Raw genomic sequence first — 14,150 nt, forward strand, 5'->3', positions numbered from 1 at the left:
AATGATCACTGAAAACGGGGCTATTTGCCTTAGGCGGTAGCCCTTTTATGTGCATTATGCACGTTAATCAAAGGAGGAAATGAAAGTGGCTGAAATTAAAGTCCCTGAATTAGCAGAATCGATTACAGAAGGTAGTATCGCACAGTGGGTAAAAAAAGTGGGCGACCGCATTGAAAAAGGTGAATTCATCGTTGAACTTGAAACAGATAAAGTAAACGCTGAAATCATTTCAGAAGAAGCGGGTGTGTTAACACAAATTTTAGCTGAAGAAGGCGATACTGTTCTTGTAGGTCAAGTTATTGCAGTTGTAGAAGCTGGCGAAGGTGCAGCTCCTGCTCCAGCAGCTCCAGTAGCAGCAGCGACACCTGCAGCACCACAAGCAGCTCCTGCTCCGGTAGCAGCAGCTCCAGTTGTAGAAGAAACTTCTGGTGAGCGTGTAATCGCATCTCCAGCAGCTCGTAAACTTGCGCGTGAAAAAGGCATTGACCTTGCTGCAGTATCTCCAGTAGATCCACAAGGGCGTGTACGTGTACAAGATGTTGCAGCTCATGGTACAGCACCAGTGGCAACACCACAAGCAGCTCCAGCAGCACCTAAAGCAGTAGCGGCTGTTGACGAATCACGAGTGACAGTTGAAAAAATGAGCCGTCGTCGTCAAACAATTGCAAAACGTTTACTTGAAGTTAAGCAATCAACTGCTATGTTAACAACATTTAACGAAGTAGACATGACGAACGTTATGGCATTACGTTCTCGTAAAAAAGACCAATTCTTTGAATCAACAGGCTCTAAACTTGGATTCATGTCATTCTTTACAAAAGCTGTAGTGGCAGCTCTTAAAAAATACCCATATGTCAACGCACAAATTGTTGGTGATGAAATTCACTTAAACAACTTCTACGATATCGGTGTAGCTGTATCAACTGAAGAAGGTTTAGTAGTACCAGTTGTACGCGATGCTGACCGTAAAAACTTTGCTGAAATTGAAGATTCAATTGCAGACTTAGCGAAAAAAGCACGCGACAAAAAATTAGGCTTAAGTGACCTATCTGGTGGTTCATTCACAATCACTAACGGTGGTGTATTCGGCTCATTAATGTCTACACCAATTATGAACGGTACACAAGCAGCTATCCTTGGCATGCATACGATTAAAAAACGCCCAGTTGAAGTTGATGGCGAAGTTGCAATCCGTCCAATGATGTACCTAGCATTATCTTATGACCACCGTATTATTGATGGTAAAGATTCTGTAGGCTTCCTTAAAACTGTTAAAGAATTACTTGAAAATCCAGAAGATTTATTGTTAAATTCTTAAGAAAAGTAGTAAACTCCTCCAAAGCTTTGGAGGAGTTTTTTCGTATTAGTAAATATGTGGTATTTGTTTTGGGAAAAACGGGATTTTTTAATAGAAAATTACTAAAAACCCATATTTAGAATTAAATCATTAGTCTGAAAAATGATAAAATTCGCTTGACGTATAGACTATTTTTATAGTAGTATCTAAATATCAATTAAATAAATAAACCTCACGTTCTATTGTGAGGTAGAGGCGCGATATTTATTAGTTCATTGTTGAGTTTAAGCAAGCGAGGACGCAATGAAGAAGGAAATGTCGCCGAAGCATAAAAGGAGCTCGTACTTTTATGCTGGGTCTGCAGTGAATAAGTGCAGGACTGTCCTAGTAAATATAATTCCAGTTTACTAGGTTGTGCTATCTCGGAAACATGGAAATTATAGTGAGGATTTGGGCAACTGTTAATAAAAGGTACGACCTAAGTTCTGAACTTAGGTCGTTTTTTTGTACAGTTGTTTTATTTTTTTACAGAAAAGGGGAGTTTTGGATGAAAAGAAAATGGTTGTTATTTATGTTCGCTGCAATGACTGCAATTGTATTAGCTGCATGTGGTGCTGGCGACAAAAAAGAAAAGACGACTGGAGACGTTGGTACGGACGAAGAAGGTGGCGAATTCCGTGTAGGTATGGAGGCAGGCTATCCTCCATTTAACTGGACACAGCAAGGCGATGCAAATGGTGCTGTGAAAATTGCTGATAATGCAGAGTATGCCGGCGGTTACGATGTACAAATGGCGAAAAAAATGGCTGAAGGTTTAGGGAAAGAATTAGTAATTGTGAAACTTGAATGGGACGGTCTAGTGCCAGCATTACAATCAAATAAAATTGATGCCATTGTGGCTGGCATGTCTCCTACAAAGGAACGTAAGCAAACAATTGACTTCACTGAGAATTACTACACATCAGATTTTGTTATGGTTATTAAAAAAGGTAGCAAGTTTGAAAATGCCAAATCAATCCAAGACTTTTCAGGTGCTAAAGTTACATCTCAATTAAACACTTCTAACTACAACGTAATCGATCAAATCAAAGGTGTTAACAAACAGACAGCAATGGAAAACTTCTCAGCAATGCGTGTTGCATTAGAGGCTGGTAAAATCGATGGCTATGTAGCTGAACGACCTGAAGGTATCTCAGCTGCAGCTGCAAATGAAAACTTTGCATTTGTGTCATTTGAAGAAGGCTTTGATACAGATATCTCAAATACGTCTATTGCGGTTGGTTTACGTAAAGAAGATGCTAATTTAGATAAAATCAATGAAATTCTAAAAGGCATTTCAGATGATGATCGACAAAAGATTATGGAAGATGCAATTCTTCAACAACCAGCAGCACAATAACGTGGTTGCACGGGCAACTTAGCCCGTGCAGTCTATGACGATTTTTATTCGGTGAAGCCTCATTGAATAGTAGTAATGTCTTGGGTGAAAGTCACATAATTTGAAAGAAGCATGCTCAATTCAAATGTAAGACATTTTAGGCCGAGACAAAATTGATATGAACAAGCAACAAGAAGTTGTTAGGAGGAGCATCATGAGTTTTGAATGGATTATTTCTATTATAGAAAACAACTGGCAAATGTTTTTACGGGGTGCGTATTATACGTTACTTATTTCAACGATTAGTACAATTATTGGTGCATTCATCGGATTTTTCATTGGGATTATGCATACCATTCCAACACGTAAAAAGGGCGTAAAGCATTACATTTTAAAGCTTTTTAACTTTATATTGACATGCTACGTTGAATTTTTCCGTGGTACACCAATGATTGTACAAGCTATGGTGGTCTATTACGGATTAGACATTGCATTTGGTATTGATATGCACTTTATTACAGCTGGTATTTTAGTAGTTTCTCTAAATACAGGTGCATACATGGCTGAAATCGTACGGGGTGGTATTGTTTCTATTGATAGAGGACAATATGAAGCAGCTTCTGCGATTGGTATGAATCATTTCCAAATTATGATGCATGTTGTCTTACCACAAGTGGCCCGTAACATTTTACCTGCGACAGGTAATCAATTAATTATGAATATTAAAGATACAGCGGTATTAAATGTTATTGGTGTAACGGAATTATTTTTCCAAACAAAATCTGTTGCCGGCAATAATTTCCGTTATTTTGAATCGTTCTTCGTCGCATGTGTATTGTACTTTATCATGACATTTACAGCATCACGTATTTTATTGTATGTAGAAAAAAGACTTGATGGCCCAGATGCCTATCAAAAAGAACAGAAAGAAACAGTATAGGGGGACGCACAAATGGCAGTCATTCAAATTGAACATTTAAGTAAATCATTTGGACGTAACCAAGTGTTAAAAGATGTAAATTTCCAGGTTGAAAAAGGAGAGGTTGTATGTTTAATCGGTTCTTCAGGATCTGGTAAATCAACACTACTGCGCTGTATTAATTTATTAGAAATGCCAAGTGGTGGTCAAATAATTTTCAAGGGCGAAAATATTTTAGATGAAAAACATAATATTCAAGAATATCGTACGCATTTAGGAATGGTATTCCAGCAGTTTAACTTGTTTAATAATCATGATGTTCTAAAAAATTGTACAGTTGGTCAAATCAAAGTGTTAAAACGTTCGAAAGAGGAAGCTGAGAAAACGGCTTTAAAATACCTTGAAATCGTTGGTATGGCACAATACGTTAATGCGAAGCCTCGTCAGCTATCTGGTGGTCAAAAACAGCGTGTTGCCATAGCAAGGGCATTGTCGATGAATCCCGAAGTAATGCTTTTTGATGAACCAACGTCTGCCCTAGATCCTGAGATGGTCGGGGAAGTATTAAAAGTAATGCGTCAACTAGCTGATGCAGGGAACACGATGCTCATTGTTACACATGAAATGGAGTTTGCAAAAGAAGTCGCAGATCGTGTCGTATTTATGGATAAAGGTGTGATTGTAGAAGAGGGCTCACCATCCAAAGTGTTAGTAAATCCAGAGCATGAACGAACAAAAGAGTTTTTAAAACGAACTTTGAAATAAAAAAATGCCTCATCAGTTGCTTTGCAAAAGTGACTATATATACTAGTGCCGTCTTAGGACACGGTAAAATGAAAAGCGAGCCTGTTAAATTAGGCTCACATCAGACTATAAACAAACTCAAGAATAGAGTTTGTTTATAGTCTTTTTTACAATAGAAGCGTCTATATGGACAAGTTGCTGTTCGCTATGGGCCCGGGTATGGCTTCAATCACCACGCCGCTACACGCCTACGGGGCCTTTTGCGCCTGCGTTCAATCCACTAGTGTATGTCTATAAATGATTAGGGGAATGGATAGAATGACGAAAAATAGTAAAGATGAACGCAATCCCAATTGCCATGACAAAGTCCAAAAATGGCAGACAATAGTTGCTCTTAGCGTACGACTGTCGTTAGTAAGAGCGATTTGCAACTGTTATTTCTGATAAAATTTCAAAAGGTATTCGGCATGATGACATACCAAATACCTTTTGTCGTCAATGTGAAGTGAGTCTGTTTAATCAGGCTCACTTATTTTCTGGAATTCCATTCTGAATATAAAACAAAGCAAATCACAAATGCAATTGCAATAATAAAAAACCATTGCGGTATACTACCAAAGCTCATGAACAAACACCTCTTGTTAGAATTGTATCAGGTTTGAAAGGACATGCAAACTGTCTTTACGGACAAAATATCAACTTCTATGGTTTTTTTCTCCACAAAAGTACGAAAATCGTATAAAATAAAGTGAAACATAATTGATGGGGTATTTATCAGTTCTCCAGTGATTATTCGTTGAACATCTGGTACTTCAGCTATCAGGTAGATGTCTCTACTTATACTTCGCTTTAAGTGAGACGCTGATCACTGTTTGTACACAATAAAAATAGACGTTAGCCAAGTGCTAGTAAAGAGAGGTAAAGAGATTATGTTACATTTAAAATGGAAAGATGCGCCAACACTACGCACAGTCACTTGTAAACATACAAATGCATCAAAATACTTAGTTTCAAACGTATTAACAGTTGGGAAAGAATATGAAGTGAAAAATGAAACAGAAGAATTCGTCTTCATTATCGACAATACTGGGAATATTGGCGGCTACTATAAAGATTATTTTAGTTGAGCCAAAAACAAGGGGTGTCTCAAATTTATTTTTGAGACACCCCCTTGTTGTGTTTATAACGAGTAACACTTTTAGGATTATTACAGTACACTACTATCTATCTTTTCAGTTCGGTTACATCTTGGAGCTGTTGCTTTTCTTTTTCTGTTGCCGTGTGCAGTGCAAAGACATTTTGAATAGCCGATTGAAGCTCACGTTGTGTTTCTTTAAATCTCGTTACCTGTTGTTCAAAGGTAACGTTAGTTAAGCGTTCGTTTGTACGTGCCAACCGCTCCTCAAGCTGTGCATAATGAGTGTCCATATTCATCGATAACATCATGGCCAATTGATTTTTCCAGAGCGGGATAAGCGTAACAATTGAAAATTCAATTTTTTCTGCGAGTGTTTGATTAGCTTGCTGAATCATACGTATTTGTGGAGCTGTCTGTAGGGCTACTTGTTGAGAAACCTGTAAATCATAAATTCGTTGATCGAGACGTTCAATTTCTGTAGCAAAATCGTTAAGCTGCTGGATAACAAGCGGCTGATTATTCGATTGTGCACTTGCTACTTTTTCGGGCAATTCCATTTCAATCACTTGCTTCTTCTTCATTTGCCCTGCTGCAATGGCAGTTGCTAATTCCTCAAAAAACCCATTATTATGCGCATAAAGTTGCTCAAGCATATCTACATCATCAAAGAGTTGGAGCTGAGCACGCTCAAGCTGTACGCCAATTCGCTCTACCTGTATACTGATGCGCTCAAATTCAGTTAACGTTTGCTTAATCGTAGGACCTGTTTTGCTAAACATTTTTTTAAAGAAGGACTGTTTCTTAGGTTCTAAAGCAGTGGGATCAACACGGTCTAACGTTTGCATTAAGGAATCAAGCATTTGGCCGATCTTCGTGACGTCCTTTTGTTTTACCTGTGAAAGCATACGATCAGCAAACTGAGAAAGGGCACGCTGTGAACCTTGGCCTAAAGATAATACAGATTCGAAATTAACAAGGTTAATTTTACTAGCATAAAGAAGCGCGCGGCTTTGCGCAAGAGGCGACAGCGTGTTATAAGTCGCCATCGCCTCCTCAGTTGTTGCTTCTAAATAAGTTTGCACAAGCGGTGATACACCATGTAATGTGTCTAAATGAAAAATACGATCACTATTTGCTGTCACTTATCATCGCCTCGCCATTCCAACTGTTCTTTCCGTCGACTAGTGGAACGATTAGCGAATTCAATCTCCATTTGCAGATGATCGATATCATTTGAGAGCGCATCCTTTAAGTCAATGTGAATGGTATCATTTAAATCCGTTAATGTTTCTCGTGTTTTCGACAATGTAATTTGGATTTCTTTATCCTTTACAGGTTGTCTTGAAAGCATGGTATATTTCTCGGTTAATTCTACTGCTGAAGGAAGATGCGCGTAAAAAAATTGTTCCACATTGTAAAACTTTCGAGGATCCGTCTTTACCATTTTCACAATGTTTTTTGAAATACGAGTCATTTCGAGTAATTGTTTAAAGGCAGCAACAGAACGAACGCGTAAGTAATTTTGACTTAAAGATTGAATATGCTTATTTGCTGTTGAAATTTGTGATGCGATATGTTTGTATTCTTCCTTTGAAATATCTGCTAATAGCATGACTTTCTTTTTTTGGCTATGTTTCAGCAACGTTGTACTCGTTGCATAAGTTCCAGCGAACAATAAACCACCAAGGAAGAATCCTGGATTTGCTGCAATTGTTGCGATGGAAACAGTTGATAACGATAAAAGTAAGCTAGCGGTATGTCTAGATAAAAACTGTCCGACACTAAGCATAGTTTCTTCCTCCTTGCTTTTAAATATGTCTATCTTCTTATACGAAATATTCGACATAAAGTTTCATTGAAATAACCCTTACTTAAATTTTACTTCTAATTGCCAAGTTTCACAATGATAATACGTAATATAAAATGAAGCTTCCACATGTTAACCATGATATGCTATTCAATATACTTACTTTTTTAGGTAAGTTACTGCATTGTCCCTTGATAACAATGCCTCATATGGAGAAAGAAGAAAAAAAGTAAATTTATTAATCTATAACATTTGGTTGTTGTAAATATTATTCATTTCGAAACACTAGGTTCACTTCATTGTGAACTTAGTGTTTTTTTACATAACAGTAATAGGTGAGATTACTCCTTTAATTTCAAATTTGTCATCGTGCCTAATCCACTTGTGTGTACTTTGACTTTAACTTTTATCTCTAGTTCAGGAAATATCGTTGGCCAATCATCTTTGATTTTTTTCCATGCGCTGTGATCTTCGCGATGAAGCACATCTCCAAATCCTACAATATCGGCTTGATAATTTTTTTGAATTGTCATCAGTGTTTTTTCAATTCGTGTTTTTATCAACTCTGCCGTTTTTTTATTAATGTACTTAAGTGATTTGTTTTTGGTTAAATCTATAGAACATTCAACTCCTCCAACATTTTGGTCTACCACAATTTGCACATTTATTTTGGGGACACCTTTTTCAAATGTCCCTTTAATTTTAGTTGTTGATTTTGTTATTTCTGTTGTCAATTTACCTCCCTTAGGACAAGAAATAAGTTCAACTGTACTTTTAATATTATCTTTCAAAAAATTGAAGCCTCTACTTTCTTCTTCAGTTAAAAAACCCATTAATTTATCTTCTTTAAATACAGCTAAGCCCTCATACTTTAATAGCGTGGGTGTTTTAATTCTCTCAACATTCGTTTTATCCAAGCCTAATTGTGTATCGCCTTGTATTTCAATTACAGAGAGCACGAAACTTTTTTCTTTATTACTAAGAATCGTGACTAGATCTTCTACAGTAATAGATAATGTAGTACCCCAAGCTTTTTCTGCCCCTTTGATAGAATTTGCCATTTTATTTGCAGGTATTTTTTCTACGGGAGTTAAGACGTTTAATACTTCATGAGCAGTGGACTGATGAGAAACGATGATATCATAGTCATTCCTAGTTTCAGGGTCTCTTGCTAATAAATCTATCGTTTGGACTATTCCTTCTGTAGCTAATTCTTCTCCTATTACAACAACTCGAAGATGAGCAAAATAAGCTTTTCTAGGTGTTACTGTAGTCAGTTTCCTGATTGCTTCAAATACAGATTTTCCCTTTGCATGGTAGGTTACGACTGGTGATCGCCCGCTAGAAGGTTTATTTGCAGATACTTCAGCAGGATTTACAATTTGTACAGAAATTTCGTATTCGTCATCTACTTTATCTACTCCGAGTGCCATGACAATCGCAAGTTCGTTTAATTCCCTTTTACTCCAACAACCACTTAACAATAAACAGATTGATAGTAGTAAAAATAATTTACCATATGTTTTCATCTTGGCACCTCCAGTTTAAAGATAAGGATGATTGCGATTTCAAGTAAAAGTATTAACAAGTTAAACAGGGACTAACCAATAGGTGTAATTAAAAAAAGACACGGTCAAAAGTGAAAACCCTATACTTGGAGGTAATTTATTATTTGATACAAGTTAAAAATCTATGTAGAATCCTGCGAATCGTATTTGCGACGACAGGGTGGGCGAAACGTAGAGACAGGAGTAGGGAAAGTAAAGTACATGAGACCCAACAGAGAACGCCAATGGCACGTCCTATGGCTATGTATCTGCACAAAAACGAAGGGGGAGCGACGAAGAGATAGCCACAAATGTTTTGTGTGGCGAAAGCAAGGCGTTGTAGATTTGCAATAAACTGTTAAGCGTTTTGAAAAAAACAATAACTGTTTTTAAAGCTCCCCCGTTAATTATCGAAGTGATGTTTTTTTATGTCAAATATTTAGATGGTTAAAGATTTGGAATAGCGCTAGCTTAAAACGATAATCATACTAACTAGATGTGGCCTTGCTATTGTCAGATTTGTATTATAGGCATGTTCTACCAAATAGATTATGATTAAATGAAATGGAGATGATGAAAGTGGCACAATCAAGAACTAAAATGTTGACGCGAAGATAAAGTAACTCTTGAAAACATGATAAAAATACTTTTCAACTCAGATTGTTTTAACAGCTCGTATTCTTTCTAAGAATACATAGCAAGTTACATCTAAACTAGGTATGGCTTTTTTTATAAAAAATTGTAAATAGGAGGATATCATCTTATAATAGTGTTAACTAATTCCATATATAGAGAGAGGACGAAACAGATTAGTGTTTGACAATAAAAAAGCTGATGACGGAGTACACGAAATCGAAAAAACATTATCACAATACAAAGAAAACATACAAATAATGCAACAATCACTGGAAAAAATGGAGTTGGTTGTAGCTCATTTACAAAGTGAGGGATTACTTGAAGCGAAAAAATTGGCTCATGAATTAAGTATGTTGCAGAGACTTTCAACGAGTATAGAATTTAAAGCTAAGTGTCTTATGTGTAATAATCGTGAAACTATCGAGACTTCAACACCTGAATAAAATATAGATAGCAAGTCATATCCAATGGGGGTGGCTTTTTATTATACAAAAAAAGTAAAACCCACATCAATTGTGTGGGTCATGCACTCTTACATTTTTTAATGATTTTTGTAGCAATTGAGAATAATTCACTTGATACTCAGTTGCTTTTTTATACAGATTGATTATTCATTTCATGTCGAGAAGGTGGCATCCAAACATCAACCAAAACAGTTGCTTGATTCGCTTCAGTTTGTAAAGCATTAAGTACGTAATCTATAATTAGAAGGATTAAAAAAAGATTTACAGCTATATAAATTCCTAGCTAATAAACCCGCGTCGATAAAGCGAAATTAGAAATAACCGAAGAAGAAAAAACAACATTATTAGATGATTTAGCAGCATATACAGAGCCAATCAATCTATTAGTAGATGATTTTAATGCAAAAGGTGAAGCATTATTACTGGCATACAACGATCTTATGGCAACATATGAGCCAATTGAAGAAGTTTTCGATTTAGCAGTAGAATTAATTGGTGAAGTATGTGGCGTAAAAGAAGAACGCAAAATTGTTATTAATACACCATTTATGAACCCGAAAAGCAAAAATATAAAATATAGCATATATAGAAATATATTATTCTAGTTGAAAATTATGTATATATCCCGATATTAAGAAAGTAATATCAAAGAACATTTTTTCTACTATTTACTTAACACTTAAAGGGAAGTGTGCTGTTGATATAATAAAAAATTTGGACGGTGAAATTAATACTATGATATCTATGAGAAGTACAAGCATGCACTATTTAATGAATAGAGGAGCATATAGGTACAGCAATTTTTCTGAACAAACTACGGGTAACATCAATAAAAGTAATTCTAAGGTTATTCAAGAAGCACTAAAAAATGCAAATAAAGGTTCGAAACTATCCTCAGAGCAAATTGAAGTATTCAAAAATGCCTCAAGAAATAAATCTTTGGCTCCTTTTTTGAAGGGAATGGGTCCATTGAGGATGCATAATATGCGTGAATTACAAGACACAATTAATAATGCAAAGAAAACAAACACGGCTCTTGATGGAAATAAAAGTTTAAAACTATCCTCTAATCAAATTAAAATGTTAAAAAGTGCTTCAGGAAGTGGATTATTGGCTCCTTTCTCGAAGGGAACGGAGTTTTTAGGTTCGTTTAATTCACAAGAAAGTGTAACAAATCATAAACTTATGACAACACTCAAAGCTTATAAAAAGTCAGTATAAAAATAATTTGATGAGTAATTTTTGTGTATTATTCACAACATGATTGTCTAACTTTGTATATATATGCAATGAAACAAACCCAATTAGCATTGAATTATTTAATTGTTGCAACAAGCATTAAAAATACAAGTAGAAGAGTCTTTTAAGCCATATAAACAAATGACCAGGCGCTTATTTATATAATGAGTCCTGGTCTTTTTTGTGTTTAATCAAAAATCAAATACTTTTGAAGCATTTAGGATTCGTTTAAAAACTTCAAAGTATTTAAAGAAGTAAAATTAATGAGAAATATTGATTGAAAACATTAAAGTTTTATGCAGATGAAAGAAATTACTTACATGAATATAGTTATGATTCTGATGAATATATGGACTCAGTGGTTGATCATGATGCTGGTGATAGAGATACATTTGCAAGGTTGGGGATAGAAGATGGCTCTTTTTGAAATACAAAGAGATAAGAAAAAAGAAAAGGGGTTATACCAAAAATCATTTTCCAATGACTATTGAGACAACCCCGAATTCTTTACTGGTTAATGTTGTGGAAAATATTCTTGACCGTTTATCGTTAATTTAGAAGCTGAGATAAGAATTTCTTCATTTGCTTTAATATATGGGTCTAAAATCTTGTAGAAGGCATCCCATTTTTCTTCTGCTTTTTCAAGCTCCTCTTTTTTATTAAGTGCTAAGCTTTCTTCATAAAGCTGTTTTAATTGCTTGCTATCGGCTTCACTCACTTCGAAATCAAAGTCAGCCATGTATTCCTCAAAAGTGGAAGGCTTATAGAACTGATCAAGGATTTCATAGAATTCATTCCATAGCTTATTAGACAACTCTTCATTTTCATCTTTATCTGCTTTTCGAGCGTCCTCAAAGATTGTTTTTAGTTTTGCTAAAGTTTCAGCAGGGATTTCTGATTCTAGGCCTTCTAAAGATTCTTCAAAAGTTCGTGGTGGATATAGCTCATCAACATATGGCTTAAGGATTTTGAAAAATTCTTCATATTTTTTGTTAGCCTTTTCTTCATCACCACTTTTTTCAAGCTTTACTAATTCTTCATAAATAGCTTTAAGCTGTGTTTTATCGTTTTCTTTAATAACTATGTTACTTTCACTAAATCCGTAATCTTCTATAAATTCATCAAATGATTGAGGCTGCCAATTAGCTAATACATATGGCTTTTTAATTTTATACATTTCGTCATAAATTTTATCCATTTCCTCAAATTTCTTTTCAATCTCTTCATCTGAAGCTTTTTTATCTTCATTTAGTTCCTTTTGCAGTTTCTTTATTTCACTAAACAATTTTTCTAATGTTGTTAAATCTTCCTTTGTTACTTCTTTAGGCAAGTCTTTTTTATAAGCTTCAAATGTATCGAAGTCATTATAATATTCAACAACGCTACCTTCAACAGCAATTTCCTGTCCTTCAACTAAGTTCATTTTTTCTAGTTGTTCTGCAGAAAAATTATTGAAACTGATGAAGTATTTTTTACCATCTTTTCCTTTAAGGTTCATTCCATCGAAGAAAATATTTTTAATAGTCCCTTTAATTTGTTGTTCCTTTTGAACGGATGCTTCAATTGTTTTTTCTGCTGATGCAGCTCCTGCTTGAAGTGGCGTTAGAACAGCCATTCCTATAGTAAGTGCAGAAGCAATCATCCAAGTTTTTTTGATTGGTTTTTTCATTGTAAATTTAATTCTCCTTTATATTGGTTTTGCTACCAATACTTATACGTTTTTCCATCTGTAAAAGTTTCGTTGCTTTTGAAAGGTTTTTATTTTTTAAAAATAAAGAAGAGAACTAAAATAAGACCACTCCGTGTGTGAAGGGTGGTTTTACTTATGTAGCCATCTAATTGGCTAGAATGGTAAATGGAAAAAGTTATCCAAATAAATTTTAAATGAGGTATTATTAAACTAAATGCGCAGGTTAGGGTAAGAAGACTAAGAAACAAGTTTTATGACAACATATTTAAAATAAGTGTAAAAGGAGAGAAAGCCAATGAATTTAGGCACTCCAATGGCAATAGGAAATACAGCTAAGATTTATCTTTATGAGGGTAAGATTGTCAAAGTATAAAACGACTATTTGCCTGTAACGGAATCATTGTACGAAGCAAATAAGCAAAGTCTTGCCTACTCACATGACCTTAATGTTCCTAAAGTGTTGGATGTTACAGAAATAGATGGAAAACAGGCTATAATAATGGAATATATTAAAGGGAGAACAATGGGTGAAATCCTGTCTGAAAACATGGATCAAGCAGAACATTTCATCAGTGTCTCCATTGATATCCAACAAAAAATACATATGTTAGTTAAGATAAAAAATTTTAATTGCTACTATTAGTAGTATAGAAACAATAGATGTTCCATTAATATTCATTATTAAGAAAGGAGAGTATGCATGAAACAGAAAATCAAGCAAGCTGTGCAAGAGGCTTATAATGCAATGTATAGTGCCTTAAAGGATGAACAAATCTATGCGATTGTCTTAGTGACAGATGGAGATTGTGGCAGTCTTTATTTAACAATGGGGACAGAAAAATCACTTATTAACATTGGTAAGGAATATGGGGACAACCCAGAAAATTATCGCTTTTTGAAGGATGAATATTTACACTACGATCAAACGGATATGCTAGAAAAGGTGAGTCGTGAACTATTAGATAAAATATTGTATGCCGAAGATAAAGAATTTGTTGAACATCAAGTGATGGTTCATGAAGTAATGAGTGATACGATGTATGAATTGAAACAGGAGGGCGTTATTGACGAAAACATTTTTGCTTTTATTTCGGTGACTGATGATGACATGGATGAAATATTGGAGCTAACATCAGCAAAACGTTGCAATCCGAATCATCCGACACTACCTGCATTTATACGTAATTGGCAACATTAAAAAAGTAAACAATCTCATGCTATTATTAGTTGCGATTTCTCTAATGAGAAAGAGGATGCTGACAGTATGGCGAAAAAACAAAAACACTTTCAG

General features: G+C 35.1%; 13 protein-coding genes, 1 pseudogene and 1 riboswitch. Of the genes and pseudogenes, 10 read left to right on the top strand and 4 right to left on the bottom strand.

From position 1 onward, the window contains the following. The first annotated feature begins 85 nt into the window (after positions 1-85). From odhB to H131_RS11220, 5 genes are all read left to right on the top strand, one after another. On the top strand, positions 86-1,318 hold the full coding sequence (gene odhB / locus H131_RS11200; protein WP_010859251.1) for a 2-oxoglutarate dehydrogenase complex dihydrolipoyllysine-residue succinyltransferase: 1,233 nt from the start codon (positions 86-88) through the stop codon (positions 1,316-1,318). 221 nt (positions 1,319-1,539) lie between these two features. Beyond that, positions 1,540-1,725, top strand: a riboswitch (Lysine riboswitch). Positions 1,726-1,844: 119 nt separating this feature from the next. Beyond that, positions 1,845-2,696 carry a transporter substrate-binding domain-containing protein gene (locus tag H131_RS11205; RefSeq protein WP_010859252.1) on the top strand — a complete coding sequence of 284 codons (852 nt, stop codon included), beginning with the start codon at positions 1,845-1,847 and terminating at the stop codon, positions 2,694-2,696. Between the two features lie 193 nt (positions 2,697-2,889). Next, positions 2,890-3,615, top strand: coding sequence for an amino acid ABC transporter permease (locus H131_RS11210; RefSeq protein WP_010859253.1), 726 nt, complete (start codon positions 2,890-2,892; stop codon positions 3,613-3,615). Between the two features lie 12 nt (positions 3,616-3,627). Continuing rightward, complete coding sequence (locus H131_RS11215; RefSeq protein WP_010859254.1) at positions 3,628-4,359, top strand: amino acid ABC transporter ATP-binding protein; 732 nt, start codon at positions 3,628-3,630, stop codon at positions 4,357-4,359. A 908-nt stretch (positions 4,360-5,267) separates the two neighbouring features. Beyond that, positions 5,268-5,465, top strand: coding sequence for a DUF6501 family protein (locus H131_RS11220; RefSeq protein WP_010859255.1), 198 nt, complete (start codon positions 5,268-5,270; stop codon positions 5,463-5,465). Positions 5,466-5,562: 97 nt separating this feature from the next. Here the strand turns inward: H131_RS11220 and H131_RS11225 are convergent, their stop codons facing one another. The 3 genes from H131_RS11225 to H131_RS11235 all read right to left on the bottom strand — a co-directional run bounded on the left by H131_RS11225 (position 5,563) and on the right by H131_RS11235 (position 8,812). Then, positions 5,563-6,618: a toxic anion resistance protein gene (locus H131_RS11225; RefSeq protein ID WP_010859256.1), complete on the bottom strand. Its 1,056-nt coding sequence runs from the start codon at positions 6,616-6,618 to the stop codon at positions 5,563-5,565. Next, a complete protein-coding gene (locus tag H131_RS11230) occupies positions 6,615-7,265 on the bottom strand; it encodes a 5-bromo-4-chloroindolyl phosphate hydrolysis family protein (RefSeq protein ID WP_010859257.1) in 651 nt (216 codons plus the stop codon). Before H131_RS11230 ends, H131_RS11225 begins: the two co-directional genes overlap by 4 nt. 359 nt (positions 7,266-7,624) lie before the next feature. Next, on the bottom strand, positions 7,625-8,812 hold the full coding sequence (locus tag H131_RS11235; RefSeq protein ID WP_010859258.1) for a Ger(x)C family spore germination protein: 1,188 nt from the start codon (positions 8,810-8,812) through the stop codon (positions 7,625-7,627). Between the two features lie 830 nt (positions 8,813-9,642). Between H131_RS11235 and H131_RS11245 the strand changes: the two genes are divergently transcribed. From H131_RS11245 to H131_RS24400, 3 genes are all read left to right on the top strand, one after another. Continuing rightward, positions 9,643-9,909: a hypothetical protein gene (locus tag H131_RS11245; protein WP_010859259.1), complete on the top strand. Its 267-nt coding sequence runs from the start codon at positions 9,643-9,645 to the stop codon at positions 9,907-9,909. A 780-nt stretch (positions 9,910-10,689) separates the two neighbouring features. Continuing rightward, positions 10,690-11,151 (top strand): hypothetical protein, encoded by a 462-nt coding sequence (locus H131_RS23120; protein ID WP_010859260.1) that lies wholly within the window; start codon positions 10,690-10,692, stop codon positions 11,149-11,151. A gap of 295 nt (positions 11,152-11,446) precedes the next feature. Beyond that, positions 11,447-11,596: a hypothetical protein gene (locus tag H131_RS24400; RefSeq protein WP_155242412.1), complete on the top strand. Its 150-nt coding sequence runs from the start codon at positions 11,447-11,449 to the stop codon at positions 11,594-11,596. 87 nt (positions 11,597-11,683) lie between these two features. On the opposite strand, the gene H131_RS11255 is transcribed toward H131_RS24400, so the two are convergent. Then, positions 11,684-12,838: a hypothetical protein gene (locus tag H131_RS11255; RefSeq protein ID WP_010859261.1), complete on the bottom strand. Its 1,155-nt coding sequence runs from the start codon at positions 12,836-12,838 to the stop codon at positions 11,684-11,686. A gap of 316 nt (positions 12,839-13,154) precedes the next feature. Between H131_RS11255 and H131_RS25360 the strand changes: the two are divergent. Together H131_RS25360 and H131_RS11265 are read left to right on the top strand one after the other, a co-directional pair. Beyond that, a pseudogene (locus tag H131_RS25360) lies at positions 13,155-13,469 on the top strand (aminoglycoside phosphotransferase family protein); the annotation flags it as partial. Between the two features lie 90 nt (positions 13,470-13,559). Beyond that, on the top strand, positions 13,560-14,057 hold the full coding sequence (locus H131_RS11265) for a DUF4303 domain-containing protein (protein ID WP_010859263.1): 498 nt from the start codon (positions 13,560-13,562) through the stop codon (positions 14,055-14,057). Positions 14,058-14,150 lie beyond the last annotated feature (93 nt).

Origin of the sequence: Lysinibacillus sphaericus OT4b.31, assembly GCF_000392615.1 — a bacterium.
In the GTDB taxonomy this organism is placed as follows: domain Bacteria; phylum Bacillota; class Bacilli; order Bacillales_A; family Planococcaceae; genus Lysinibacillus; species Lysinibacillus sphaericus_B.